The sequence below is a fragment of the Pseudoxanthomonas sp. CCNWLY206-1 genome (assembly GCF_039710385.1).
Classification (GTDB): domain Bacteria; phylum Pseudomonadota; class Gammaproteobacteria; order Xanthomonadales; family Xanthomonadaceae; genus Pseudoxanthomonas_A.
Genome location: NZ_JBDKXI010000005.1, coordinates 354,049 through 379,025, shown reverse-complemented (window position 1 = coordinate 379,025; position 24,977 = coordinate 354,049). Strand labels below are relative to the sequence as shown.

At 62.8% G+C, this 24,977-nt stretch carries 23 protein-coding genes; 14 read left to right on the top strand and 9 right to left on the bottom strand.

Going from position 1 to position 24,977, the window contains the following annotated elements; genetic code table 11:
- Positions 1 to 38: 38 nt before the first annotated feature.
- A complete protein-coding gene (locus AADW18_RS13850) occupies positions 39 to 1,109 on the bottom strand; it encodes a CDP-glycerol glycerophosphotransferase family protein (protein WP_337344007.1) in 1,071 nt (356 codons plus the stop codon).
- Between AADW18_RS13850 and AADW18_RS13845 the strand changes: the two genes are divergently transcribed.
- On the top strand, positions 1,105 to 1,932 hold the full coding sequence (locus AADW18_RS13845) for a glycosyltransferase family 2 protein (RefSeq protein WP_337344006.1): 828 nt from the start codon (positions 1,105 to 1,107) through the stop codon (positions 1,930 to 1,932). The genes AADW18_RS13850 and AADW18_RS13845 overlap by 5 nt on opposite strands.
- A 1-nt stretch (position 1,933) precedes the next feature.
- Entirely contained in the window at positions 1,934 to 3,841 is a 1,908-nt protein-coding gene (asnB, locus tag AADW18_RS13840; protein WP_337343964.1) for an asparagine synthase (glutamine-hydrolyzing), read from the top strand.
- 53 nt (positions 3,842 to 3,894) lie between these two features.
- On the opposite strand, the gene AADW18_RS13835 is transcribed toward asnB, so the two are convergent.
- The 3 genes from AADW18_RS13835 to AADW18_RS13825 form a co-directional block, all read right to left on the bottom strand.
- Entirely contained in the window at positions 3,895 to 4,710 is an 816-nt protein-coding gene (locus AADW18_RS13835; protein WP_337343963.1) for a glycosyltransferase family 2 protein, read from the bottom strand.
- Between the two features lie 100 nt (positions 4,711 to 4,810).
- Positions 4,811 to 5,716: a glycosyltransferase family 2 protein gene (locus tag AADW18_RS13830; RefSeq protein ID WP_337343962.1), complete on the bottom strand. Its 906-nt coding sequence runs from the start codon at positions 5,714 to 5,716 to the stop codon at positions 4,811 to 4,813.
- A gap of 236 nt (positions 5,717 to 5,952) precedes the next feature.
- Positions 5,953 to 6,900: a glycosyltransferase family 2 protein gene (locus AADW18_RS13825; RefSeq protein WP_337343961.1), complete on the bottom strand. Its 948-nt coding sequence runs from the start codon at positions 6,898 to 6,900 to the stop codon at positions 5,953 to 5,955.
- On the opposite strand from AADW18_RS13825, the gene AADW18_RS13820 reads away from it, so the two are divergent.
- Positions 6,899 to 7,738, top strand: a complete 840-nt coding sequence (locus AADW18_RS13820; protein WP_337343960.1) for a class I SAM-dependent methyltransferase — start codon at positions 6,899 to 6,901, stop codon at positions 7,736 to 7,738. The genes AADW18_RS13825 and AADW18_RS13820 overlap by 2 nt on opposite strands.
- A gap of 48 nt (positions 7,739 to 7,786) precedes the next feature.
- Here the strand turns inward: AADW18_RS13820 and AADW18_RS13815 are convergent, their stop codons facing one another.
- Entirely contained in the window at positions 7,787 to 9,475 is a 1,689-nt protein-coding gene (locus AADW18_RS13815) for a glycosyltransferase family 39 protein (RefSeq protein WP_337343959.1), read from the bottom strand.
- Between the two features lie 57 nt (positions 9,476 to 9,532).
- A complete protein-coding gene (locus tag AADW18_RS13810) occupies positions 9,533 to 10,498 on the bottom strand; it encodes an O-antigen ligase family protein (protein ID WP_337343958.1) in 966 nt (321 codons plus the stop codon).
- Between the two features lie 19 nt (positions 10,499 to 10,517).
- Here AADW18_RS13810 and AADW18_RS13805 point away from each other — a divergent pair, with 19 nt between their 5' ends.
- Positions 10,518 to 11,078 (top strand): hypothetical protein, encoded by a 561-nt coding sequence (locus AADW18_RS13805; RefSeq protein WP_337343957.1) that lies wholly within the window; start codon positions 10,518 to 10,520, stop codon positions 11,076 to 11,078.
- On the opposite strand, the gene rsmB is transcribed toward AADW18_RS13805, so the two are convergent.
- The 3 genes from rsmB to def form a co-directional block, all read right to left on the bottom strand.
- Positions 11,051 to 12,346, bottom strand: coding sequence for a 16S rRNA (cytosine(967)-C(5))-methyltransferase RsmB (rsmB, locus tag AADW18_RS13800; RefSeq protein WP_337343956.1), 1,296 nt, complete (start codon positions 12,344 to 12,346; stop codon positions 11,051 to 11,053). The genes AADW18_RS13805 and rsmB overlap by 28 nt on opposite strands.
- Entirely contained in the window at positions 12,343 to 13,263 is a 921-nt protein-coding gene (gene fmt, locus AADW18_RS13795) for a methionyl-tRNA formyltransferase (protein ID WP_337343955.1), read from the bottom strand. The genes rsmB and fmt overlap by 4 nt, the downstream gene beginning before the upstream one ends.
- A 120-nt stretch (positions 13,264 to 13,383) precedes the next feature.
- Positions 13,384 to 13,896 carry a peptide deformylase gene (gene def / locus AADW18_RS13790; protein WP_337343954.1) on the bottom strand — a complete coding sequence of 171 codons (513 nt, stop codon included), beginning with the start codon at positions 13,894 to 13,896 and terminating at the stop codon, positions 13,384 to 13,386.
- A 131-nt stretch (positions 13,897 to 14,027) separates the two neighbouring features.
- Between def and AADW18_RS13785 the strand changes: the two genes are divergently transcribed.
- The 10 genes from AADW18_RS13785 (at position 14,028) to AADW18_RS13740 (ending at position 24,894) form a co-directional block, all read left to right on the top strand.
- Positions 14,028 to 15,152, top strand: coding sequence for a LysM peptidoglycan-binding domain-containing protein (locus AADW18_RS13785; RefSeq protein WP_337343953.1), 1,125 nt, complete (start codon positions 14,028 to 14,030; stop codon positions 15,150 to 15,152).
- A 75-nt stretch (positions 15,153 to 15,227) separates the two neighbouring features.
- The gene (gene dprA, locus AADW18_RS13780) at positions 15,228 to 16,400 is read left to right on the top strand and encodes a DNA-processing protein DprA (protein WP_337343952.1); all 1,173 of its coding nucleotides are present in this window, start codon (positions 15,228 to 15,230) and stop codon (positions 16,398 to 16,400) included.
- Positions 16,397 to 16,870 carry a DUF494 family protein gene (locus tag AADW18_RS13775; RefSeq protein ID WP_337343951.1) on the top strand — a complete coding sequence of 158 codons (474 nt, stop codon included), beginning with the start codon at positions 16,397 to 16,399 and terminating at the stop codon, positions 16,868 to 16,870. The genes dprA and AADW18_RS13775 overlap by 4 nt, the downstream gene beginning before the upstream one ends.
- A gap of 170 nt (positions 16,871 to 17,040) precedes the next feature.
- A complete protein-coding gene (locus AADW18_RS13770) occupies positions 17,041 to 17,754 on the top strand; it encodes a pilin (RefSeq protein WP_337343950.1) in 714 nt (237 codons plus the stop codon).
- Positions 17,755 to 17,815: 61 nt separating this feature from the next.
- Positions 17,816 to 18,715 (top strand): RDD family protein, encoded by a 900-nt coding sequence (locus tag AADW18_RS13765; RefSeq protein ID WP_337343949.1) that lies wholly within the window; start codon positions 17,816 to 17,818, stop codon positions 18,713 to 18,715.
- A 51-nt stretch (positions 18,716 to 18,766) separates the two neighbouring features.
- Positions 18,767 to 19,828 (top strand): RDD family protein, encoded by a 1,062-nt coding sequence (locus AADW18_RS13760; RefSeq protein ID WP_337343948.1) that lies wholly within the window; start codon positions 18,767 to 18,769, stop codon positions 19,826 to 19,828.
- Positions 19,829 to 20,032: 204 nt separating this feature from the next.
- Positions 20,033 to 22,588, top strand: coding sequence for a DNA topoisomerase I (locus AADW18_RS13755; protein ID WP_337343947.1), 2,556 nt, complete (start codon positions 20,033 to 20,035; stop codon positions 22,586 to 22,588).
- Positions 22,589 to 22,849: 261 nt separating this feature from the next.
- Positions 22,850 to 23,413, top strand: coding sequence for a Sua5/YciO/YrdC/YwlC family protein (locus tag AADW18_RS13750; protein ID WP_337343946.1), 564 nt, complete (start codon positions 22,850 to 22,852; stop codon positions 23,411 to 23,413).
- 90 nt (positions 23,414 to 23,503) lie between these two features.
- Positions 23,504 to 24,226 (top strand): DUF4124 domain-containing protein, encoded by a 723-nt coding sequence (locus tag AADW18_RS13745; RefSeq protein WP_337343945.1) that lies wholly within the window; start codon positions 23,504 to 23,506, stop codon positions 24,224 to 24,226.
- An 11-nt stretch (positions 24,227 to 24,237) separates the two neighbouring features.
- The gene (locus tag AADW18_RS13740; protein ID WP_337343944.1) at positions 24,238 to 24,894 is read left to right on the top strand and encodes a DUF4124 domain-containing protein; all 657 of its coding nucleotides are present in this window, start codon (positions 24,238 to 24,240) and stop codon (positions 24,892 to 24,894) included.
- The last annotated feature ends 83 nt before the right edge of the window (positions 24,895 to 24,977 follow it).

The window sequence follows — 24,977 nt, the reverse complement described above, 5'->3', positions numbered from 1 at the left end:
CCGCGAAGACGGGGATGACGTATTTGTTCAGACCTTCCCTATAGCTCGACAGAAGACGGCCCCCAATAGTGCAGGTCGCGGCGAATCTGCAGCGCGCGCAGCCACCCACCCATCGGCTTTCGCCGCAATTGGCCCAGTTCGCCACCGAGCAGACGTTCGGTGGCGGCAATGACGCGCTCCGAGGAGCGGCCATCGCGATAAGGATGGATCGCATCGGCGTAGGCGGCCAGTTCGGATTGCAGTGCTGCCGAGGGTGAAAACGCACGCTCCAGCATCGCCGGCAGCGCCTCGGGTTCGGCGAAATCCAGCATGTGCGGTTTGGGTGCGCGGTTTCGAAACGTCACCACCGGTTTGCGCTGGACGACAAATTCACTGACCACCGATGTGGTGTCGGCCACCAGCACGTCGGCTGCGCGCTCCGCACTGATCAGATCCTCGGTCTCCAGGAAGGCCGCATTGGAGCCGGCCAGCGCGCGATAGCTTTTGAACAGCCCCGGCGCGCATTTGGGGTGCAGCGTCAGCAGCCAGTAGTGCTCACCGGTCGCGATTTGCGCGGCGATCGCTTCGTACAGATGTGGCGCCGCGCTCAAGCGCTCGGTGAAGGTCGATGCGAACATCACCATCCGTCGTTCGCCGGCTTGCTCGCGCAGCCGGACCACCAACGGATCCTCTGTTCCGAACAGCGGATCGAGTTTTGGCCAACCGGTCTCCACCACTTTGAAATGACCCATCTCCGCGGCCATCGCCTGGAACGGCGCTGTGGTCGCGGGACCTTGCGTGCAATAGAGATCGAACAGGCCGCGCACCCGGAAGTGGCCGCGTGCAGCGTCTCTTTTTTCCACGTTGAACCCATGAAACAGCTGCACTTTTGCGCCAGACACAAACGTCGGCACCCAGTTGGCGGCGCTGAATACGGCACGGGGACGCAACGCCACTGCTTGCCGCGCATCGGCGATCGTCCGCACCGGTCCTGACAGGCGGGAATCGGCAGCGTTGTCGACCAACCACGCGTGCACCCCATGGCCGGCGGCTTGCAGCGCATCGGCCAGCGGTTGCAAGATGGGCAACGCATAACGTTCCGTCGCAAACAACAGGTAATCCGCCATCAACTCTTCCTCGCAGCCCAGCAGGCCCCTTGTCTCGGCCTGCATTATCACGTTTAACGAGGCCGACCGTATTGGCGACTGCCTGGCCTCGTTGGCATTCTGCGATGACATCGTGGTGGTTGATTCGCATTCCAGCGACGCCACTGTCGCGATCGCCGAGGCCGCCGGCGCACGCGTGCTGCAGCGGCCTTTCGAAGGCTTCCGCAGCCAGAAGCAGTTCGCGATCGAACAGGCCCGCCACGACTGGGTGCTGTGCCTGGACGCGGACGAGCGAGTGAGCGAGGCATTGCGCGCGTCCATCGAAACGGCGCGCGATTCGGGTTTCCGCGACGCAGCCGGCTATCGCTTCGCCCGGTTGTCGGATTATTTCGGACGTTTCCTGCGCCATGGCAACGCCTATCCCGATCGTGTGCTGCGCTTGTTCGATCGCCGACGCGGCGGCTGGCGCGGCAAGCGTGAAGTCCACGAGGCAGCGAGCGTCGACGGACCGGTGCGCACGCTCGCGGGGGACCTGATCCACTATCCCTATCGCTCGCTGGAGCAACAGCTCAGCAAGACGCAACGCTATGCGCGGATGATGGCCGAACACGATTTCGCCCGCGGCAAGCGCGCCACCCTCGCCAAGCTGGTGCTGTCGCCGGCCTGGCGCTTCTGGCGCGGCTATCTGCTGCGGGGCGGATTCCTGGACGGTTGGCACGGCCTGGTCTACGCCTATGTCCGCGCCAACTACGTGCGGCAGAAGACGATCATGCTGTGGCTACTGCAGAAACAGCAGCCGATCGTGACGCCGTCTTCCGCGCCCTCCGATTCCGGGCAGGAACGCTAGCATGTGCGGGATCGCTGGCGCCTGGTCGCCTGTTCCGCGCGACGGTGCGGATGAACTGCATGCGTTGGGACGGCGCATGGGAGACACGATCGCCCATCGTGGGCCCGACGACGCAGGCACGTGGGTCGAACCGGACGCTGGGCTGGTGCTGTCGCATCGGCGGTTGTCGATCATCGATCTCAGTCCGGAAGGGCATCAGCCCATGGTTTCGGCGAGCGGTCGTTGGGTGATCGCCTTCAATGGCGAGATCTACAACCATCGCGAATTGCGTTCCGAGTTGACCGCATTGGGACACGCATTCCGCGGCCACTCCGACACGGAGGTGCTGCTTGCCGCCATTGCCGAGTGGGGTGTGCAAGCAGCGTTGGAACGTGGCAACGGGATGCTCGCGCTCGCGGTCTGGGATCGCCAGGAGCAGGTGCTGTGGCTGGCACGCGACCGTGTAGGCAAGAAGCCGCTGTACTACGGTTGGGCCGGCGATGGCACGTTCCTGTTCGGCAGTGAACTGTCGGCGATGCGCGCGTATCCCGGCCTGCGCCCGCAGGTGAATCCCGATGCGCTCGCGCTGTTGTTGCGGCTGGACTACATCCCGGCTCCTCATTCGATCCTGCAAGGTATTTTCAAACTTCCTGCCGGTGCCCTTCTCCGCCTGGACGCTGCCGCGGTTCGGGCCACTAATGCCACGGGTGCCGCCGATCATCCGGTCACCTCCTGGTGGAATGCGCGCGAGCGGCAGGAAGCAGCGATCGCGCAAGGTTTCGATGGCGACGAAGAAGCCGCGCTGGAGGCGCTGGACGGCCTGCTGCGCGACGCGGTCGCCCTGCGCATGGAAGCCGATGTTCCGCTGGGCGCCTTCCTGTCCGGCGGTACCGATTCTTCCCTGGTGACGGCGATCATGCAGGCGCAGTCGTCCCGTCCGGTGCGCAGCTTCTCGATCGGGTTCGACAACGTGGTGCATGACGAAAGTGTCCACGCGGCGGCGGTGGCGCGGCATCTGCATACCGATCACACAGAACTTCATGCCGATGGCCGGGCCGCACTTGAGCTGGTGCCGCACATGGCGCGCATGTTCGACGAACCTTTCGCCGATTCCTCGCAACTGCCCACCGCGTTGCTATGCCAGTTGGCGCGCCAGCACGTCACCGTCGCCTTGTCGGGCGATGGTGGCGACGAGCTGTTCTTCGGCTACGGCCGCTATGCACGCGCGCTCAGGAACAACGCCCGGCTGGAACGGTTGCCGCGGCGATGGCTGGCGCGCTTGGCGGGCGATCCGGGCGAACGCGCGCGACTGGGCGGATGGGCGGCGCTCCGTGCAGAACTGGCCGCCGGCGATCTGCAAGGCATCGCGCGTGGCCGCGTCAGCCGCTGGCGGCGCCCGGAAAAAGTAGTGCTGGGTGCCAAGCGCGTGCTGACCGCTTATGACGATCCCGCTGCGATGCCAAGCCGCGGCACGGCTGCCGATGCGCTGATGGCGCTGGATTTTGCGTGCTATCTGCCGGAAGACATCCTGACCAAAGTCGATCGCGCGAGCATGGCCGTGGCGTTGGAAGCGCGGGCACCCTTGCTGGATTGGCGAGTGGTCGAGTTCGCCTGGTCGCTGCCCATGTCGATGAAATGGCACGACGGAACGCTCAAGCATCTTCCCAAGCGCCTACTCGGGCGGTACCTGCCGGAGTCACTGGTACGGCGTCCCAAATCCGGTTTCGGCGCGCCGGTCGGCGATTGGCTGCGCGGACCCCTGCGCGACTGGGCTGAGGCGCAACTGGACGAACGACGGCTGCGTGAGGAAGGCCATTTCGACCCCGTCCAGATCCGGTCCATCTGGCAGGAGTTCCAGGCGGGACAACGCAAATGGCACACGCATCTATGGGGCGTGCTGATGTTCCAGGCGTGGCGGGAAACGCTTTGACGGCGGAGTATCGCGCCGGACATAGAAGTATTCGACGGTAACGGGACTTTTCGTCAACGCTCGAGCTTATGTTCGACCAATTGCTGCCGGGCCAACTCGCAGGAATCAGGATTGCGAACCATCTCGTAGTAGCGCATCCGTTTGTAGACCGCGTAGCTGGCGGCCAACTGGGAAATGATGTAGCCCCGCCATCCATCCAGCATGGCTAGCCGCAACACGTAATCCTTGAAGAACGCGGCGGCAAAAACAAGCGGCGTCATCCACATTCGGACCGGCCGCCGTTTCTGGTGCCAGTCACGCGCTTTCAACTCCGAGTAGCGCAGGAGTTTGAGCTCCTTGTGGACCAAGGTCGGATTGTGCAGATGATTGAAAGGCGACGTGAATTCCCCTGCGCTGCCTTCAAAGCGCAGCGATTCATGCACTCGGGCATCTGTCCAGCGGGCACGACCACGGTGGTAAACACGCGCCATCCGCTCGCCCACCATGGGTTTGTACCAGCGCATCGGCGCGCCCATGAACCAGGTCCGGCGTCGCAGCCAGGCGCCCGCTTTGTCCGAGGCAATCAATCCGGGCAGTTCCCGCACGCACTCGGCTATCAGCTCGTCGGATAGAAACTCATCGGCATCCAACACGATGATCCAATCGTGCTTGGACTGTGTGGTGCCGAAATTCCGCTGCGGGCCGAAGCCCAGCCAGTCCTGTTGCACGACACGTGCCCCATGAGCCTGCGCTATCGCCGCCGTACCGTCGGTGCTGCCGCTATCGACGACGATCTTCTCCGCTGCGAATGGCACGCTGTCCAGGCATCGGCCGATACTGGCGGCTTCGTTATAGGTGATGACAATGAGCGATAGCGGGAGTGTCTGCATCAGAGGATTCTAGGGCCTGCGACCGATCGAGCGATCATGCGCATGCGCAATTTTTCTGGCCCTGGAACATGAGCCAAACACCGATAGGCCCGCCCCGCTGTCAGCGTTGCGGGATGACCATGCTTCGATTCGCCAACACGACTGCGCCTCCCGCCAACGATGCCGATTCAGGCGGAAGAACATGCTGCTTGGCGATGCCGTATTCGGTCCATGTGCGGCGGATATCGCGCGTCTCTGCGCGCAATTGGCGGTTGAACTGAATACTCTCCTGGGTCGCATAGCTGCGCGCGTGGTCCAGGTGCACCACGATGGCGCGGTGGCGGATGCGCTTGCCGCGGATGCCCGCGTTTTCCAATCGCTCGCCGAATTCGCGGTCTTCTCCGCCGTATCGCATACGTTCGTCGAAGCCGTTGACGGCCTCGATGTCGCGTTTCCACGCGGAGGCGTTATGACCGTTCCAGCTGGCCCGGGCAGGACTGACGACATCCAGCACGCCTGCCACCAAAGGCCCTGCCGTCAACTTGATATTGCGCCGCGATTTCGGCATGCCGTGCCTGCATAACCAGCTCTCGTCGAAGCATCGTCCGGAGCGTATGTCGGCAGGCGAGATCGCCAGGCTCGTCGGCATGGGCAACTTGTGATATCCCCCTGAAAGAAACCGCCCGCTCTCGCGCAGGCGTAGATGCGTGGAGACGAAATCCGCGCGAGGGATGCAATCGCCATCGGTGAAAATCAGATAGTCCGATGCCGCTTCGCCGATAGCCATATTCATCGCCTGGCATTTGCGGAAGCCATCGTCGGGTTGCCAGAGGTGGCGCACGGGCACGGGCAGTTGGCCACGCAAGGCGTCGATCCTCTGCCGGGTGTCGTCGTGGCTGCCATCGTCGGCGACCAGCACTTCGAAATCCCGCCGATCCTGCGCCGCAAACCCAAGCAGTACCTTTTCCAGCCAATCGGGCTGGTTGTAGGTGGTGAACACGATACTGGCGGCGTGCGAGTTAGCCATGAGACAAAGGAACCGAACTGCCGTCGAGTTGGCTGGAGGCTACCCCATTATTATGGCGGTTGTGCGACTGCACATCAGGGTTATTTTGCCTGCATGCGGCTCTTTTCAAGGCAGATTTCCCAGGCCATCGCCGTCAACGCAACTGCGATTTGTCTGCCGAGCGCTGGCACGTTATGGCCATTACAGCGGTTCGGAACCGCAAACTCGCCGCCGTGCTGTGGCCTGATTGAATCTGGTCAACGGAACGACCACAGATAGTGCTTGATTATCGAAAACCAGTGCTCTATGCGCTTTCGCAACGGCAGCGGTGATCGCCAGAGCAGCCAGGAATACGCGCGAAACTCGAACAGTGTCGGCTTTTCCTTGGTCCGAAATTCGGCCTTCGCCAACCGGGTCCAACCATGATCGACGCCGGCAAGGCGCCGGTAGTGATCCAGCATCCGTTCGCTACGGACCATGTAGTGGTAGTAGGCGATGGGCGAGCGGCCGTATTCACTGAGCGCATTCTTGCCGTGCTCCCGATGCAGCACCAGCGGTTCGCCTATGTAGTATTTTCTCGATCCCAGGATTTCGCTGCCGTACGACAGGCAATCGTCGGGACGTGACTTCCATTCGGCCGCCAGCTGTTCCGGCAACTCCAATACCCGCTCCAACAAGTCACGACGCAGACTGATGGCGGAGGTGGCACTGGATTGCCAGCGCTGCACGAAAGCGCCCATTAGCATCGAGTATCCCAGGTCGCGATCCGGTCCGGCGGGCAACATCGTGTTGTCCTGCTCACCGAAGCGGCGCATGTTGCAGTACACGAAATCGACTTCCCTGCGCGCCATATAGATGTCGCGAATCCGGGTCAGATACCGCGGCTCCCACAGGTCGTCGGAATCAAGGAAGGCGACTATCTCGCCGGTGGCATACCGAAACGCACTGATCCATGCGGAAAGTTGCCCGCCATTGGATTGGGTGAGAAGAGTAATGGCGGCTTCACCGCCAAAGGCCTGCTGGAGAACTTCCAGCGATCCGTCGGTGGATCCGTCGTCGACGACAATCACCTGTAGCGGCGGCTCGTCCTGCCCCAGCGCGGATCGCACCGCATCCGCCACGTACTGCGCGTAATTGTAGCTGGACACCAGCACGCTGACCGTAGGTCTTTCGCCGGAAGTGATTGCGGGACCGCTTTCGCGCATGGGCAAAACACCTAATCTATGCATCATTCTATCAGGCCACCTCACCCCAACGAGGTATACCATTGCTGACCTGCCCGCCTCCCGGACCGGCGAACAGAACTGCGCGCGCGGCCCGAATGAGCTCATCGTACGGCAGGTCGCCAGTTTGCGGCGACGTACTCACGGCAAGGTAGCCAGCCGGCAAACAGGAGAAGACCACTTGCAACAACATACGGAAGATCCGGACCGTCACCTGGACATCGGTTGCGGCTACTCCCCTCGCAATCCCTATGCGCGCGGTCACCTTTGTGGCGTGGATATTCGCCCCCCACGGGATACCGATGGATTCGACTATCGGGTCGCCAACTTGATATTGGAGCCTATCCCCTTTCCCGATAACAGCTTCTTATCTGTTTCCGCCTTCGATTTTCTCGAGCATGTACCGCGTGTTTTCCCTGGCCATGGGGGCACCATATTTCCGTTTGTCCGACTGATGGATGAAATCTGGCGCGTACTCGCGCCTGGTGGCCGGCTTTATGCGCTGACACCGGCATATCCGCATCCTGAGGCTTTTGTCGACCCGACGCATGTCAACATCATCACCGATCAAAGCCACGCCTATTTTTGCGGCGAGAATCCGGGTGGACGGATGTACGGTTTCAATGGCCGCTTTGAGGTGATCCGCGTAAAGCGTACGGAGCGCGCCAGCGCGTACAGCGCCCTGGCGGAGTCGAAGGAAAATCACCCGCCACTAAAACAGTTCTCGCGCACATTGCGCCGGTGGTCACGGTGGTTCCGAGGCAAACGCGCCAGCGCCGCACCAGCTTATTTGCTGTGGGAACTCGAAGCCGTCAAATAGACACCCATCGCCTCGGGAATCTCCCCGATCATGTGGTACCGCGACGAGCTATAGACAAGCATCCAGAGATTCCATACCCACCAACCACCAGCTACGGCGATTCGCCACGCCCAAGGTATGGGCGCTTCCTCGATCCACGCAAGCGGGTAGAAGATCCGCTTGGACCATCAGTGCACGGTCCCCAGGATGCGCTCGCAACCAGGTCAACCCTCGCTGCCATTGCAGTTCTGTCGGCGCCTTGAAGCCAAATTCCTCCGTTGGCCCGACCGCCTGAAGCAACTGCTGTTCGCGCCAACCCACCAGTCCTATTGTTGTACTGGCACCTGCTTCAGCGCGCGCCTGTCGCATCAGGTCGCGGCCCGAACTTTCACCGTCCAACTGGGGCGCCAGCAACACGCCGTAACCGATCCACATAATGGCTACCGTGGTCAGCATCAACAGCACCGCCCGCTGCACGCGCATCCACGCCGCCGCGACGAGGATCAGCGCGCCCATCGCTGCCACTGCCAACCAGAGATGATCGGCGTCCGTGCCGGTCAAACCCCGTTGTGCCTCGATCTTCAACTCGAAACCCGGGTCGGCCATCACTGCTGCCAGGCCCACGCCCAAGAACAAAATCCCCATCAGTGCCGCGAGCGTAAGAAGCAGCCAACGGAAACCGCGGCGTTGCGCGATAGCGGCCATGAAAGGTGCGGCCGACAGGGCCAATGCGGGGAGCGCTGGCAAGATATACATATCCCGTTTCCCCGCGCTGGCGGTGAAAAAGACCAGTACCAGCAGCGCCCACAACAATGGCCACCACACTTTTGCGTCGCGCTGGCGCCACGCATCTCGCCACCGCCCGATCAACCAGGGAATAAACAGGGAGAGCGGCAGCCAGAACAGCAGGATGACTTCACCGTAATACCAGAAGGGTTGATGGTGATGCCAAGCGCTGACGTAACGGGTTGCGGTCTGCCGGAACAGCAAGTCGTCCAGGTAAGCACGGTGCTCCGGATCACCGCTGGTCAGCGCCACGATCACCATCGGCACCAGCCAGAGTCCGATGGCCGCCAGGAACGCCAGCCCACCCAGCAACCAGCGTCCGGCATGGCCGGCGGCGATGTGGCTAAGGCCATTCCAAGTGTCGCCCTGCCTGCTGCGCCACCGCATCCATACATAAGGCAACAGGGCCAACAGAGCGAGAAACCCTACTCCTTTGCTGATCACGCCCAACCCAGCGGCGAAACAGCCCAGCCAATACCATCGCCAGTTCGGTCCCGTCGACAGCACATGCCGGCCGATGCCATAGACACCCAACGTGATGAAGAACACCACCGTCGGATCGATCTGGGCACGCTTGGCTTGGTAGGCGAACTGGAATGCGCAAAGCACCGCACCCGCAGCCCAGAGGCCGGCGCGTCGGTCCCATTGCCGGCGCGCGAAATCGTAGGTCAGGGCCAACGTGCCCAATGCCGCCAATAAGGAAGGAATCAGGAACGCCGCATTCCAGTTCCGCACGAGCGCGTAAGCTCCCGCCAGCAACCAGAAGTAAAGCGGCGGTTTGTCGGCATAGAGCTCATGGCCACGGTGAGGAAACAGCCACTCGCCGGACTCCCACATCTGTTTGGCGACCAGTACGAAACGTGGTTCGTCCGCGGGCCACGGCGACCGTAGGCCCACGCCGGCGCCAAGTACCACCAGCGCAAACAGCATGAACCACCAGAAGTACCGCGCGTCCTCATTTTGTTGATGCATTCAATCTGCCTCGGACGACACCGCTTGATGTTCCAACCACTCTCGCACTCCGTCGCGCTACGCTGGTGGAAGGTTCGTCGGCCCTGCTTCTTTGAAGCGAGATTCCATGAGCGCTACTCCGAGCAAGCTGCCCACGAAAACCGCATAGGTGGTGGCGACCAGCGCATGCGCGAACATCGACTGCGACAGACCTGAAAGGAAGCAAACCACCACTACCATGGCACCGGCCCAGGCCGCTCCTCGGGACGTTCGCCCGCCCGATCGGCGAATGATCCTCACAAATATCGCCAATGGCACCAAGTAGACCGCCAATATGGCCAAGAGGCCGGGAATACCCATGGTGGCTGCCCATTCCGCGACATCGTTATGGGCATGGTCCAGTACACACATCCCAAGCCCTTGCCCCTGACATGCCGGCAATTGATCGACGATGGTGCCGAATCGGTCTATGCCGATGCCCATCCAGGGATGCTCGGCAAACGTGCTGCCAGCCAGCGATAACAGCTTCAGCCTTGCACCGATGGGGGTATCCACGTCACCTTGCGCGTACCGCGCCAGATCCGAATTCACCACTTCTAGCCGCGTCTGCGAGGAAAGACCCGGCAGGCTCCACATCGCCACGAACAACAGCGCAGGCGCACCCAAGGAAAGCGCAAGACGCCACCAGCGCATTTGTCCTGTTCCCCCTATCAACATCACCAGCAGCAGCGCAGCCAACCCAGGAAGCGCACCGCGGCTTCCCGTCAGCACGATGGTCGCCATACCTAGCACCAGAATCGCGGCCAGCAGTGCAAGCGTCCATCTCCGACGCAGGACGGGACGAGCATAGATCGCCAGTGCCAGCAGCATCAGCACGATGTTAGCGAAGACGATGGGATTTCCTCCGCCGTCGGCCCTCTCCAGCCCTCCCGACACTTGCCATGCCGCGATGCCGAACGACAACAGGAGTCCGGTCACCGCACCGGCCCACAAGCCAAAGCGAGATATCCCCGCCGCGTACACCAGCGCAGCGCACCAAGGCATCAGCAGGAGTCGCGAGGTATTGTCGATGGTTCGCCATGGTTGCCCAGAGATCGCCATCGAGGCGATGCAAAGCAGTAACACCGCTAACGTAAGCCAGGTGATGGCTTTCAATGGCGAACCGAGCCTGGACCAGCTTGCCACTATCCGATCCGGCACCAGCAGCGTCGAGATGGCGAGCAGCACGCCAAAAACCGCAAGCCCCTTAGGAAGCGCAACCAGTGCGGTTGCGCTTGCCATTGCCAGGAAGACGCATCGGCGTGCCGTCACGTGGCGCCAGCTCTTCCCTGAGGGCATCAGCATCTCCCTTGTTAACGATTTTGAGTCGATTTCCACCAGCGAACAATCCGAGTATTACATCAAGTGCAGTGAGCCATCCCGCCATCCAGACGCGCTCGACACGGCGCCAATGGCCCGGTCGAATACCCTGAAAAAATCAGCACGTGACGGCACAATTAGAAAAAAAGCGGAAAAAAGAATGCGGCAGCGGAGCTTCACTCGGGGTGAACCGGACCCAATCGCGGAAAATGTGATCGTCGGCATGCTCTTCGCATATCACACTTGTTTGACGATCCGCGCATAGAAGAAGCCATCCAGCCCCTCCTCACCGGGCAGGCGCTGCCGCCCGGCGCCGGAAAGGCGGCCGAAATTGGTATCTAGCTCATCCGCATGCGCGTTGGGCGTGCGTGCCAGGAACGCCGCGATCTGCGCCTCGTTCTCCGCCTTCAGCAACGAACAGGTCGCATAGACCAGAACGCCGCCGGGTTTGAGAGTCCCCCATGCGCCATCCAGCAATCGTGCCTGCAGCGCGATCAATGCGGCGATATCGTCTGGGCGCCGGTGCAGCAGCACGTCCGGTTGCCGACGGACGATGCCGGTGGCCGAACAAGGGGCATCCAGCAGCACGGCATCGAAAGGACGGCCATCCCACCAACTTTGCGGTTCGCCCGCGTCGGCAGCCAGGGTCTGTGCAGTCGCACCCACGCGGAGCAATGTCTCGCGCACGCGGTCGAGCCGGCGCCGGTCGACGTCCAATGCCAGCAGACGCAGCGACGGATCGCGTTCCAACACATGCGCCGCTTTGCCGCCGGGCGCCGCGCAAGCATCCAGCAGATAGGCGCCGGGCGGCAGTGACAGCGCATCGGCGACCGCTTGCGCCGCGCCATCCTGGACGGAAACCTCGCCCTCGGCGAATCCCGGCAGTGCCGCGACCGCGATCGGAGTGTCCACACGCACAGCGTCCGGTAAAAACGACGACGGCGTGGCCTCGATGCCAGCCTCGGCAAGTCGCTCCAGATAATGTTCGCGGGTGCCCAGGCGCCGATTTACTCGCAACCACAACGGTGCAGCTTGAGCGCTGGCGGCGAAGATAACCTCCGCGTGTTCGGCCCAGTCGTCGACCACCTGCTTGCGCAACCAGGCCGGCCAGAGCGCGGCCGGGTCGGCTGGCGGAAAGCCTTCGCGCTGGGCTCGGCGCAGCACCGCATTGACCATGCCCGCCTGATGCGTGCGGCCCAAGGCACGGGCCGCTTCGACGGTAGACGACAAAGCGGCATGCGCCGGCAGTTGCAAGACATCGATCTGCGCGAAACCTGCGAACAACAGCGCGCGCAGTTCGCCATCGCGCGTACCCGGCGGCTTCTGCAGCCACGCGCGCAACGCAGCATCGTAACGTGCGCGCTGGCGCAAGGCTGAAAAACAGATCGCCTCCAGCAGCGCCCGGTCGCGCACGTCCGCGATCTGCGGCAGCGTAGCCGACAACTCCGCCTTCAGCGATCGCCCGCGATGCATCACCGCGTCCAACGTGCGCGCGGCCAACACTCGTACAGCGACACCCGCCAAACTACTCATGGCACAACTAGGTCGCGTCTCGCGTTGAGGTAATCGGCGGCTGTGATGGCTTTACCGCCTTCGCGCTGGATCACCCGCAGGCGAAGTACCCCTTCACCGCAAGCGATATCCAGCCCGTGCTTGCTCGCCGTCAAAAGCGTTCCGGGCGCGGCCGCGCGTGTCTCTTCCAGGGCTACCGCACCGTGTATCCGCAGACGTTCCCCAGCCACCATGGCTTCAGCGACCGGCCAGGGCTCGAATGCACGCACTTTGCGCGCCAGCGCGGCAGCCGGTAGCGACCAGTCCAGCCGGGCTTCGGCCTTGTCCAGCTTGTGCGCATAGACCACACCGATTTCCGGCTGCGGTTGCGCCACCGGCCGGATGCCGGCACGCAGCAGGCCCAAGCCATCGCTCAGTACCGCCGCGCCCATGTCGGCCAAGCGGTCATGCAGTTGTCCACCCGTCTCTTCGGCGCCAATAGACGTGCGCTGCGTCAGCAGCACGGGACCGGTATCGAGCCCGGCCTCCATCTGCATCAGGCAGACGCCGGTTTCGGCGTCGCCCGCTTCAATGGCTCGCTGGATCGGCGCCGCACCGCGCCAGCGCGGCAACAGCGAAGCGTGCACGTTCCAGCATCCGTACCTCGGGATGTCCAAGATCGCCTGCGGCAGAATCAGCCCATAGGCCACCACCACGATCAAATCCGGCGCCAACTGGCGCAGCGCCTCTTGCGACGACGTGCGCTTCAGCGAAACGGGCTGTAGCACTGGAACGCCGCGCTGTATCGCTTCCAGCTTGACCGGCGATGCGGTCAAGCCGCGCCCGCGCCCCGCCGGCCGATCAGGCTGCGTGTAGACCGCCACAACCTCATTGCGCGCATGGGCGGCGCGAAGACTGGGGACAGCGAAAGCCGGCGTGCCGGCGAAGACGATTCTCATGGAGGCGGGGAACAGGGAATGGGGAGTAGGGAATGAAAGCGCACAGCAACGCCGGCAACGGTATCGCCCAGGCAATGGGAACCGTCATCCGGTTCCCCGTTCCCGCTTTCGCTTTCCGCTTTAAGCTGCGTTCTTGCGCTGCTTGGCCAGCTTCTTGCGCACCATTTCGCGCTTCAGCGGCGACAGATAGTCGACGAACAGTTTGCCGTCCAGGTGATCCATCTCGTGTTGGATGCATACCGCCAGCAGACCGTCGGTGCTGAGTTCGCTCGCCTGGCCATCGCGGCCGATGAAGCGCACCGTGATCTCATTGGCGCGACTGACGTCGGCAAAGATGCCAGGGACGGAAAGGCAGCCTTCCTGGTAAATCTGTTCGCCGGCTTTCTGGACGATCTCGGGATTGATGAACACCCGGGGTTCGTTGCGCTCTTCGCTGACGTCGATGACCATGAAGCGCTGGTGCACGTCGACCTGGCTGGCGGCCAGGCCGATGCCGGGAGCGTCGTACATGGTCTCGAACATATCGTCGAGCAGGCGCTGGAATTCGGGTTCGGTCACTCTGGCAGCCTCCACCGGCACGGCTTTCGTGCGCAGGCGGGGGTCGGGGAATTCTAGGATTGGGAGCAGTGCCATGGTCTGTTTTAGGTGGGGGCGCCAGTGGAATCCGGCAAGGCCTCACGAATTCTAACGCCGGCGCTTGCTTTGCGTCAGAATTTAAGCAGTATAGGTGTGACCACCTGTCGGGGAATCAGGTAGATATCGCCATGTTTAAAAGTTTTCGTACGGTTTTCGCCGTTGCGGTCCTTACCGTCGCGACTTATGCAGCTGCCGCCGAGATGGCGGGCAGCCACCCCGACACCTATGTGGTGAAACGGGGCGACACGCTGTGGGACATCTCGGCCCGCTTCCTCAAGAAGCCGTGGCTGTGGCCTGAGATCTGGCAGGCCAACCCGCAGATCAAGAATCCGCACCTGATTTATCCGGGCGATGTAATCAGCCTGGCCTATCTTGACCGCGTGGCGGTTCAGGAAGGCCCGCGCGAAGAGGCGCCGCTGAACGCCATCCCGCTGTCGGATATCGAGCCGTTCCTGAAGGACCTGCGCGTCACCGACAGCTTCGAGCACCTGCCCTACGTGGCGGCGCTGGAAGAGGACCGGCTGCGCAGCGTGTCCGGTCAAGCCGTCTACGTACACGGCCTGACCGACGGCCAGGCCGGGCAGCGTTATGCCATTGTCCGTCCGACCGTGCGTTACGCCGCCAACCCGCGCAGCGACGACCTGGACGCCCGCGGCAAGACCACCGCCGGCGACGCCGACATGTGGCGCGACATGATCGCCCAGACCGGCAGCAGCGAGTTCCTGGGCTATGAGTTGAAGCAGGTTGCCCTGGGTACGGTGGTTCGTGGCGTGGTGCCCGGCACCGAAACCAGCACACTGGCGGTCGACGCCGGCGGCCACGAGGTCCGCGCGGGCGATCGTCTGATTCCGGTGGAAGCCCAGCGCTACGACCTGCATTTCTTCCCGCATCCGCCGGCGGCCCAGGTCGAAGACAAGCTGCGCGTCCTGGCAGTGGCTGACGCCTTGACGTCGGGAGGTCCGCGCGATGTGGTGGCCATCTCCGGCGGCGCCCGCGAAGGTCTCGACAACGGCACCGTGCTTTCCGTCTGGCGCAAAGGCAATCACACCGCCAACCGCATGAAGTACCCGAACTCGTCGCGCATCAGCGAAGCACCTCAGAGTGGTGCAGGACGGATCGCGCTTCCGGACGAGTACGCTGCGCACATCATGATCTTCCGCACCTTCGACAAGGTGAGCTACGGATTGGTGATGGAAGGCGTCAAGCCCGCCAAAGTCGGCTATTCGCTGAAACACCCGGACGCTACCTACTGATCATCAGGTATTTCCTACGTACCATCGGGACGGCGCCTTAGGGCGCCGTTTCTGTTTCAACGCTAGGCTGCGCGGATGTCCACCGAATCCATTGCCTTACTGAAGCTCGCCGCCGCTGGCGGTGCGGTCGCTCCTCGCCGGGCCTTGTTGGAAATGCACGGTACCGCCAGCGCGGTGCTGGCCGCTCGAGCGTCCGCATGGCGCGCAGGGGGCTTGAGCGATCAACAAATCCAACGACTGCAACGTCCTGATGAAACGGATCTGCAGCGAACACTGACCTGGCTCGAATCGCCTAGCCATCATCTGATCGGCTGGAAGGATGCGGACTATCCACCCATGCTGCGCCGCATCTCCGGCGCGCCATTGGCCTTGTTCATCGAAGGAGACCCGAACCTGCTCTGGCGTCCTGCGGTGGCGGTGGTCGGCAGCCGCTCGCCCACCGCGGGCGGGCGGGACAATGCCTATGCATTCTCGCGGGCGTTGGCCACGGCCGGCATCGTGGTGGTCAGCGGCATGGCCGCGGGTATCGATACCGCCGCGCATGAGGCTGCACTGGCTGCGCCGAACGGTGCCACCGTTGCGGTACTGGGTACCGGTCCGGACGTGGCGTATCCCCCGTCGAATGCCGGGTTGCGCGACCGTATCGCTGCGCAGGGCGCGCTGGTCAGCGAGCATCCGCCCGGCACCAAGGCCATACAGTCCCATTTCCCAAGCCGCAACCGGATCATTGCCGGCTTGGCGCTGGGGACCGTGGTGATAGAAGCGGCGGAACGCTCCGGCGCCCTCATCACCGCGCGCCTGGCAGGCGAGAGCGGGCGCGAGGTGTTTGCCGTTCCTGGTTCCATCCACAACCCGCTTGCACGGGGGTGCCATCGCCTGATCCGCGAGGGTGCGGGGTTGGTAGAAAGCGCACAGGAAGTGATCGCCGCCCTCGCTCCACTGGCTTCGGAATTGGCTTTCGCATTGCGCACCCGGCTGGATGAAGCTGAACCTGGGCCGCTCCCCGGCAGTTTGCAGATGCCGGGCGACTTGGAGCCCGACTACCAGAAGTTGTGGGATGCGCTGGGCTTCGACCCTACGGGTATGGATCAGTTGGTTTCACGTACTGGATTGACGGCCGCCGAACTGTCCTCCATGCTGCTGGTCATGGAACTGGATGGACGGGTAGCGGTCGAACATGGCCGTTACCAACGCAAAACTGGTTTCTTTACCTCCACAGCGTCATCGACGCAGGCCGAGGGGCAATGAAAGAGAGCATCCTGGATGTACTGCTGTACCTGTTCGAACACTACTTCACCGAAGACGCCGACCCCGTCCGCGATCGTGACTCGCTGCAAACTGGTCTGATCCAGGCCGGTTTCAGCCCCGCCGAAATCAGCAAAGCCTTCGACTGGCTCGATGCCTTGGCCGAACAACGGCCTGCCGCGTCCGAACCCCGCGTGGGTGGACCGACCCGCGTCTTCCATGGCCCTGAGCTGGAGAAGCTCGACGTGGAATGCCGCGGCTTCCTGTTGTTCCTGGAGCAGCATGGCGTCATCGATGCGGACCAGCGAGAACTGGTTCTTGACCGCGCCTTGGCGCTCGACCAGGACGAGCTGGACCTGGATGACCTGAAGTGGGTCGTGCTGATGGTGCTGTTCAACCAGCCAGGTGCCGAGGCCGCGTACGCCTGGATGGAAACACAGATGTTCACCGACGAACCAGAGCCGGTACACTGAGAATCTGATCACACTCCTGCTGCGCTTTGTGTGCGGTCCGCGTGCGGTGCTCGCAATGCTCACGTATCTCACATACGCTGCGCTTGCTCCGCTCCGCCACGGGTCGCCTGCCTTCGCTCGCGACGGACCGTGATCAGGTTCTGAGTCGTTGATCCGCTTCAGGGGGAAGCATGACGCAGTGGTATTACGCCGGCCGTGATCGGCAACGGCTCGGGCCGGTTTCGGCCGAAGAACTGGTGGCTCACTATCGTTACTCGCGCATTGCGCTGGACACACTGGTCTGGCGTGAAGGCCTGGAGCAATGGCAGCGCCTGGGCGATTTCGCGGATGAGCTGGGCCTGCTGGCCGCCACTGAATCCCAGGTGGTCACACCCCCCTTGCCGCCTCCGCCGCCTATCGCGGGCGCACCTTCCATTTCCTCCTCCACGGCCTCGCGTCCGCAGGGAATGTCGCGCGGAAAAATTCTCCTGATCGTCGCCGCGGTCATGGTGTTGCCGTGCCTGGGCATTGTCGGCATTCTGGCTGCGATAGCCATACCTGCGTACAACGATTACACGCTGCGCGCCAAGCTGACCGAAGCCGTCGCAACCGCCAGTCCGCTGAAGACATCGGTGGCCGAACATTACGCCACTGCCGGCACCTGCCCCAGCAATGACGCCGATGGTTTTGGCGCTGCGGAAAGCTACGCCGGCCGTTATGTCTCGCAGGCGACGATCGGCGAATTCGACGACGGCACCTGCGGTATCGAACTGGGCGTCGAGAACACCGGCAACGTCAACTTGGACGGCAAGAAGATCTGGTTCGAATATGATCCCGAGGCCGCGTCATGGGTTTGCTCGTCCGAGATCGAAGATCGTTATCTGCCGGTGGACTGCCGCGGTTGAAGTCGGCCGCGTGTTCGTACGATAGCGACGAAACCGCCACACACATTAGGGAAGATCATTCATGTCCATTTGGTACTACGCCGATGCCGAGCGGCAACGGCAAGGCCCCTTCAGCGCGGAAGAACTGGCGGGGCAATTCCGCAATGGCGGCATCGCTCTCGAAACGCTGGTCTGGCGTGACGGCCTCAGCGAGTGGCAGCGGCTGCACGATTTTGCCGACGAATTGAACTTGAACGCGAGCGACGGCACGGACGGCGAAGCGCTTCCGCCTGCCGAACCCGTGATGCCCGCCGCGGACGCATCGCCTTATGCGCCGCCAACAGCGGCTGTCGCGTCCGAGCAAAATTTTGTTGCTGGCCACGAGGTGGTGCACGCCGGCTTCTGGAAACGCGCCGCGGCGCTGTTCATCGACTCCATGGTGGTGGGCTTTGCCTACTACATCGTGATGATCGCAGCCATGCTCGTGGTGGGTGTCGGTGCGTTCACCATGATCGGCAACGACCCGACCGCAGGTAGCACGGCGCTGCTGGGAATGATGGGTGTGGTCTACCTGCTGTATCCAGTGATCAGTGCGGCGTATTACGCCGGATTCGAGTCATCCAGCAAGCAGGCCACCCTGGGCAAGATGGCCGTAGGCATCAAAGTCGTGGACAGTGAAGGACGCCGGCTCAGCCTGAAACATGCGCTGGGCCGTTGGCTGTCGGCTGGCCTCAACTACCTGACGTTGTACATCGGTTATTTGATGGCCGCGTTCACCGATCGCAAGCGCGGCCTGCACGACATGGTCGCCGGCACATTGGTGGTGGATCGCTGGGCATATACCGCGCATCCGCAATGGCAGGTCCGCGGACTGGGCACCGTCGCCAAGGTCATCCTGATCGTCATGGGCATTCTGTACGGCCTCATGTTCGTGGCTGTCATCGCGGCAATCCTGATTCCTCTCGCAATGCAAAACCAATGACTGTCCTGGCGCGACATGCGCCACAACTGCTAACAGGCCCGGGGAGGCCGCATGACTCAGTGGTATTACGTCGACAGTAACCAGCAGCAACAGGGGCCGGTGGATCAGGAGCAACTGGTACAGCAGTATCGTCTTGGCAAACTTGCGCTGGACACGCTCGTCTGGCGCGACGGCATGGGCCAATGGCAGCCGCTGCGCGGTGTCGCCGCGGAACTGGGGTTGTCCGTGCAAGGCGCCAGCTCTTTCGGGCAAACACCGGCTCAAGCGACAGAACCGATGGAACCCATGCTGCCGGAGTCCATGTCGCCTTTGCCGGCTGAGACCGAAATAGCAGAAGAACGACCGACCACGGGACGCGCGGTGTTCACAGCGCGCGAGCCATCGTATACGCAGCAGACTGTTATGCACGCCAGCCAGACCGCAGCGGTCGCGGCAGCGGTACCGGCAGCATCCAGCGGCGGATTCGATTCTCCTTATGCTCCGCCCACAGCGCCGCTCACCGGACGTGCGCGCGTCGTCGACAGTGGTCCGGTAGTGCTCGCGGGCTTTCGGAAGCGGTTGGCTGCGCATGTCATCGATAGCATCATCCTGGTGGTGGTCGGCGGCATCGTCGGCATGATGATTGGCGGCATCATGGGCGCCGCATTGGGGTTCGGCGGCGAGACTTCCGGTGGCGCATTCCTTGCGATCCAGGTCGTCACTCAACTGGTTTCCATCGGCCTCACTGCCGCTTATTACGCGAGTTTTCATGCATCCCGCTCGATGGCCACGCTGGGGAAAATGGCTATCGGCATCAAGGTAGTGCGGACCGATGGCGACCAGATAACGCTGGCGCGCGGCGTCGGCCGCTATTTCGCCACGCTCATCAGCGCCTTGCTGCTATGCATTGGCTATCTCATGGCAGCCTTCACCGATCGCAAGCAAGCGCTGCACGACATGATCTGCGACACCTTGGTCGTCGACAAATGGGCGTTCACCGATCATCCCGAATGGCAGCGGGAGGAATTAGGCACGGTCACGGTGGTTGTGCTGGTTCTTTTCGGCCTGTTATTCGTTGGTCTCATAGCACTCTTCGCGATTGCGGGAGCCCGCCTGGCATCGCTGGCGGGGTAGCCGAAAACCGGCGAATAGCCTGCAGTTCCGGCTCGCCGAAAGGGCTACGGCTTGACAGCCGCCCCTCCAACGTGATTCCACTATAAATAGAACCAATCTGAACGCCCGGCGCCTCGGCCCCGGGCGTCGGCTTCTCTGCCACCCCAATTTAAGCCACCCTAGCCGGCCGCTGAATGGCCGAACCCTGAGTCCAAGCAACCACCCATGTCCAAACACCTGCTTATCGTCGAATCGCCCGCCAAGGCCAAGACGATCAACAAATACCTCGGCAAGGACTTCCATGTCCTCGCGTCCTATGGTCACGTCCGTGACCTGGTGCCGAAGGAAGGCGCGGTGGATCCGGACCAGGGCTTCGCGATGTCCTACGCGCTGATCGAGAAGAACGAAAAGCATGTGGAGGCCATTGCGAAAGCCGCCAAGGTGGCCGAAGACATCTATCTGGCGACCGACCCGGACCGCGAAGGGGAAGCGATCAGCTGGCACATCGCCGAGATATTGAAAGAGCGCGGTCTGTTGAAGGGCAAGCCGCTGCACCGGGTGGTGTTCACCGAAATCACGCCGCGCGCGATCAAGGAGGCCATGAGCCATCCGCGGCAGATCGCCGGCGATCTGGTCGATGCGCAGCAGGCCCGGCGCGCGCTGGACTACCTGGTCGGCTTCAATCTGTCGCCGGTGCTGTGGCGCAAGGTTCAGCGAGGCTTGTCCGCCGGCCGTGTGCAGTCGCCTGCATTGCGCATGATCGTCGAGCGTGAAGAAGAGATCGAAGCCTTCATCGCCCGCGAATACTGGAGCATCGAAGCCGAGTGCGCACATCCGCGCCAGGCGTTCACCGCCAAGCTCACCAAGCTGGACGGGCAGAAGTTCGAACAATTCACCGTCACCGACGGCGACACCGCTGAAGCCGCACGCATGCGCATCCAGCAGGCGGCGCAAGGCGCGCTGCACGTCACCGACGTCGTCAGCAAGGAGCGCAAGCGCCGACCGTCGCCGCCGTTCACTACGTCCACCTTGCAGCAGGAAGCTTCGCGCAAACTGGGCTTCACCACGCGCAAGACCATGCAGGTAGCGCAGAAGCTGTACGAAGGCATGACGATCGGGGACGAAGGCACGGTCGGTCTGATCAGCTACATGCGTACCGACTCGGTCAGTCTCTCCGCCGAGGCGCTGGCGGAAATCCGCGACGTTATCGCACGCGACTTCGGCACCCAGGCGTTGCCGGACAAGCCCAACGTGTACGTGACCAAGTCCAAGAACGCGCAGGAAGCGCACGAAGCCGTACGCCCCACCAGCGCACTGCGCACACCTGCGCAAGTGGCGCGGTACCTGACCGACGACGAGCGCAAGCTGTACGAATTGATCTGGAAGCGCGCCGTCGCCTGCCAGATGGTTCCCGCCACATTGAACACCGTCAGCGTCGATCTCGCCGCGGGCAGCGCGCACAGCTTCCGCGCCAGCGGCACCACCGTGATCGATCCCGGCTTCCTGGCCGTGTACGAGGAAGGCAAGGACACCAAGGCGGCCGAGGACGAAGACGAAGGCCGCAAGCTGCCGCCCATGCAGCCAGGCGATCGTATCCCGCTGGACCGCATCCACGCCGATCAGCATTTCACCCAGCCGCCGCCGCGCTTCACCGAAGCGGCGCTGGTGAAGGCGCTGGAGGAATACGGTATCGGCCGTCCCTCCACCTACGCATCGATCATCCAGACGCTGCTGTTCCGCAAGTACACCGAGATGGAAGGCCGCGCGTTCAAACCTACCGATGTGGGCCGCGCGGTATCCAACTTCCTCAGCGGCCACTTCACCCAGTACGTCGACTACGACTTCACCGCCAAGCTCGAGGACGAGCTTGACGCCGTTTCGCGCGGCGAAGAAGAGTGGGTGCCGTTGATGGAGAAGTTCTGGGGCCCGTTCAAGCAGCTGGTGGAGGAAAAGAAGGAATCGGTCGACCGCAGCGAAGCCACTGGTGCGCGTGAACTGGGCACAGACCCCAAGACCGGCAAACCGGTCAGCGTGCGGCTGGGCCGTTTCGGACCCTATGCGGCGATCGGCAGCACCGCCGAGGAGGAAGAGGAAAAACCCAAGTTCGCCTCGCTGCGCCCTGGCCAGAGCATGCACACCATCACACTCGATGAAGCGCTGGAGCTGTTCCTGATGCCGCGCAAGCTGGGCGAGGACAAGGGCGAGGAAGTCAGCGTCGGCATCGGCCGTTTCGGCCCGTTCGCCAAGCGCGGCAGCGTCTACGCTTCGCTCAAGAAGGAAGATGATCCTTACACCATCGACTTGGCGCGCGCGGTGTTCCTGATCGAAGAGAAGGAAGAGATTGCGCGCAACCGCATCATCAAGGAATTCCCCGACAGCGATATCCAGGTGTTGAACGGCCGCTTCGGTCCGTACATCAGCGACGGCAAGCTCAACGGCAAGATTCCAAAAGATCGCGAGCCAGCGTCGTTGACGCTGGAAGAAGTGCAGAAGCTGCTGGAAGAAACCGGCAAGCCGGCGCGGCGCGGCTTCGGCGCCAAGAAGACCGCTGCCAAAACCACGAAGAAAACCGCGGTGAAGAAGGAACCCGCCGAGAAAAAGGCGCCCGCCGCCAAGAAGGCAGCGAAGAAAACGGCTGCCAAGAAAGCCCCCGCGAAGAAGGCTCCAGCCCGAAACGCCCCCGTCGTTGCCGAGCCCGCCAAATCGCTGCTGACGCCGGCCAAGGTCGAAGCAGGCAAGAAGCGAGTGGCGAAAAAAAGCAGCAACGACGCACCGTTCTAGCCGTCGTCGTGAAGCCGGCAGGTCGCTCCTCGTAGAGCGGAGCTTGCTCCGCTGCTTTAGGTTCTATGCACACGGTTCGAAGAGCAGCGGAGCGAGCTCCGCTACGAAGAGCGTGAAGCGGCTGTTCGTTAGCGCCCTGCGACGGCCTTGTTGCCACCGATTCGGCGCCATTCACGGGGCGCAGCTCCGCTCTACGAGAAGCCTTTCCGCTCGGTATCCATCTTCACCAAGACCAGGTCGGCAATGGCAGAATCCGTCTCCATGGTCACACCGCTTTCCATCGAAGACGCCACCGATCGGCTGCAGCAAGGCGGCGTTATTGCCTACCCCACGGAAGCCGTGTGGGGTCTGGGCTGCGATCCCTTCAACGAACGTGCGGTGCATCGGCTGCTTGCCATCAAGCAGCGGCCGATAGAGAAAGGCCTGATCCTGATTGCCGCTGAACTTGATCAGTTGCGTCCCTGCCTGGATTTGGCCGCGTTGCCCACCGAACGGCTGGGGGAAGTGCTGGCCAGTTGGCCCGGCCCTCATACCTGGGTAATGCCGGTCAGCGGACAGGCGCCCGCATGGATCACTGGCACGCACACCCGCTTGGCCGTACGCGTCAGTGCCCACCCCACGGTGGTGGCGCTATGCCGCGCCTTCGGCGGCCCGCTGGTCTCCACCAGCGCCAACCTGAGTGGTCAGCCGGCCTCGCTACGCCGCGAGGACCTGGACCCTGTCCTGCTGGCACGGCTGGACGGCGTGACCGAGGGCGAAACCGGTGGCCTGCCGCGCGCCACACCCATACGCGACGCGCTTAGCGGACAGCAGTTGCGCGACTGACCGCTACCTCGGCGCTATGGGTGGCGTTTAGCGCATGCGAGAACAGTTCACCGGCTTCCCCCGGGCGGGCGGCGCGCGCATGATGCGCGCATGTCGTGTCGCCTCTCATTCGCCCAGGTCGTCGCCGGCACTCTGATCGCGTGCACTGCCGGGATCACGCTGGCCCAGGACGTGACCATCTATCGCTGCGTGAGCGCGGAGGGCCGATTGACCTTGCGTGATTCGCCTTGCGAAAAAGGCGAAACCCAGCAGACCCGAACGATGCAGCGGCCCAAGGATCCGCCGCCGCGCGCGGAACCGCCGACCTCCGTGGCCATGCCGGCTCCATCGCGAAACGACCCACCGACCCGGGTCGTGTATGCCACGCCACCGCGGCCGATGTACGAATGTGTCACCCCGGAAGGCGAGCGCTATACCAGCGATAGTGATGAGGGTAATCCTCGGTGGCAACCGTTCTGGACGCCTGTTTATCCTGCTTATCCCGTATGGCCGCACGGCAGCGGCGCCAGCGTCTCCGGCAACGTGTCGATCGGCAAGGGCAATCTGTCTTTCAGCAGCGGCAGCCCCACGCCATTGCCGCCGCATTCGCCTCACCCAGGGCCTCCCGGCCATGGCGTTGTCCTGCCCGCCGGTGGCACCTGGGTACGCGACCGCTGCCACCCCTTGCCGCAACAGGAAGTCTGCGCACGCCTTTCGGATCGACGATACGAAATCCTTCGTCGCTACGGCAGCGCCATGCCCAGCGAGCGGCGCGAACTGGATCTGGAACAACGCGGCATCGATGCACGCCTCGCCAACGATTGCGTAGACTAAGAATGATGTCGATGCGTCTTTATCTCGTATTGCTGCTCTCACTGGCGCCTGTCGCCAGCTTCGCCGAAGAAGTGGTGTTCTATCGCTGCACCGATGCCGCAGGCGCGTTGACGGTGCAGAACATGCCATGCCCGAAGGATCAGAAGCAGGAAAAGAGAGTGATGCAGGGCATCGCCACTGTGCCAATGGCACCCGCGGCAGCGCGGACACCTGCGCCTGCCTCACCTGCGCCCACAACGCCTTCTCCTGCACCTGCTGCGTCCACTGCCGCTCCTCCCGCGCGAGCGGACCCGGCGGCTGAGGCATCGGCCCCAGTCGATGATACGAAGCGGCTGCCGCCGCCTATCCTCTTTCAGTGCACGACATACGACAACGATCGCTATCTCACCGAAGAATCCGAGCCGCAGTCGCGCTGCAGGACGATGAGAACGGTCGGTCTGGACGGCAATCCGCAGACGGGTGCCGGCCAAGCCTGCGAGGTAGTCCAAGATCACTGCGCTCGCGTCCCTGACGGTGCGCTGTGTGACGCATGGAAAAAACGCCGCGACGAAACAGAAGTAGCGTGGCGTTTTGCACGACCAGAAAATATCGAAAAGAACAAAGCAGATTTCGACCGCGTCGACCGGATCGTCAAAGAAAGCACCTGTAGCGCTGTTGCCGCTCCGTAGAGCGGAGCTTGCTCCGCTGCTCTCGGCGCATCGGCTCCGGAGACCATCAGCCGAGCAAGCTCGGCTCTACGTGAATCGCCTGA

Bases quoted from the DNA above. Each gene is read 5' to 3' on its own strand.
- asnB (WP_337343964.1), top strand. From the start codon at position 1,934: ATGTGCGGGATCGCTGGCGCCTGGTCGCCTGTTCCGCGCGACGGTGCG.
- AADW18_RS13835 (WP_337343963.1), bottom strand. From the start codon at position 4,710: ATGCAGACACTCCCGCTATCGCTCATTGTCATCACCTATAACGAAGCC.
- AADW18_RS13830 (WP_337343962.1), bottom strand. From the start codon at position 5,716: ATGGCTAACTCGCACGCCGCCAGTATCGTGTTCACCACCTACAACCAG.
- AADW18_RS13820 (WP_337343960.1), top strand. From the start codon at position 6,899: ATGGGCAAAACACCTAATCTATGCATCATTCTATCAGGCCACCTCACC.
- AADW18_RS13825 (WP_337343961.1), bottom strand. From the start codon at position 6,900: ATGCGCGAAAGCGGTCCCGCAATCACTTCCGGCGAAAGACCTACGGTC.
- AADW18_RS13815 (WP_337343959.1), bottom strand. From the start codon at position 9,475: ATGCATCAACAAAATGAGGACGCGCGGTACTTCTGGTGGTTCATGCTG.
- AADW18_RS13810 (WP_337343958.1), bottom strand. From the start codon at position 10,498: ATGCCTTGGTGCGCTGCGCTGGTGTACGCGGCGGGGATATCTCGCTTT.
- rsmB (WP_337343956.1), bottom strand. From the start codon at position 12,346: ATGAGTAGTTTGGCGGGTGTCGCTGTACGAGTGTTGGCCGCGCGCACG.
- fmt (WP_337343955.1), bottom strand. From the start codon at position 13,263: ATGAGAATCGTCTTCGCCGGCACGCCGGCTTTCGCTGTCCCCAGTCTT.
- def (WP_337343954.1), bottom strand. From the start codon at position 13,896: ATGGCACTGCTCCCAATCCTAGAATTCCCCGACCCCCGCCTGCGCACG.
- AADW18_RS13785 (WP_337343953.1), top strand. From the start codon at position 14,028: ATGTTTAAAAGTTTTCGTACGGTTTTCGCCGTTGCGGTCCTTACCGTC.
- dprA (WP_337343952.1), top strand. From the start codon at position 15,228: ATGTCCACCGAATCCATTGCCTTACTGAAGCTCGCCGCCGCTGGCGGT.
- AADW18_RS13775 (WP_337343951.1), top strand. From the start codon at position 16,397: ATGAAAGAGAGCATCCTGGATGTACTGCTGTACCTGTTCGAACACTAC.
- AADW18_RS13770 (WP_337343950.1), top strand. From the start codon at position 17,041: ATGACGCAGTGGTATTACGCCGGCCGTGATCGGCAACGGCTCGGGCCG.
- AADW18_RS13765 (WP_337343949.1), top strand. From the start codon at position 17,816: ATGTCCATTTGGTACTACGCCGATGCCGAGCGGCAACGGCAAGGCCCC.
- AADW18_RS13760 (WP_337343948.1), top strand. From the start codon at position 18,767: ATGACTCAGTGGTATTACGTCGACAGTAACCAGCAGCAACAGGGGCCG.
- AADW18_RS13755 (WP_337343947.1), top strand. From the start codon at position 20,033: ATGTCCAAACACCTGCTTATCGTCGAATCGCCCGCCAAGGCCAAGACG.
- AADW18_RS13750 (WP_337343946.1), top strand. From the start codon at position 22,850: ATGGTCACACCGCTTTCCATCGAAGACGCCACCGATCGGCTGCAGCAA.
- AADW18_RS13745 (WP_337343945.1), top strand. From the start codon at position 23,504: ATGTCGTGTCGCCTCTCATTCGCCCAGGTCGTCGCCGGCACTCTGATC.
- AADW18_RS13740 (WP_337343944.1), top strand. From the start codon at position 24,238: ATGCGTCTTTATCTCGTATTGCTGCTCTCACTGGCGCCTGTCGCCAGC.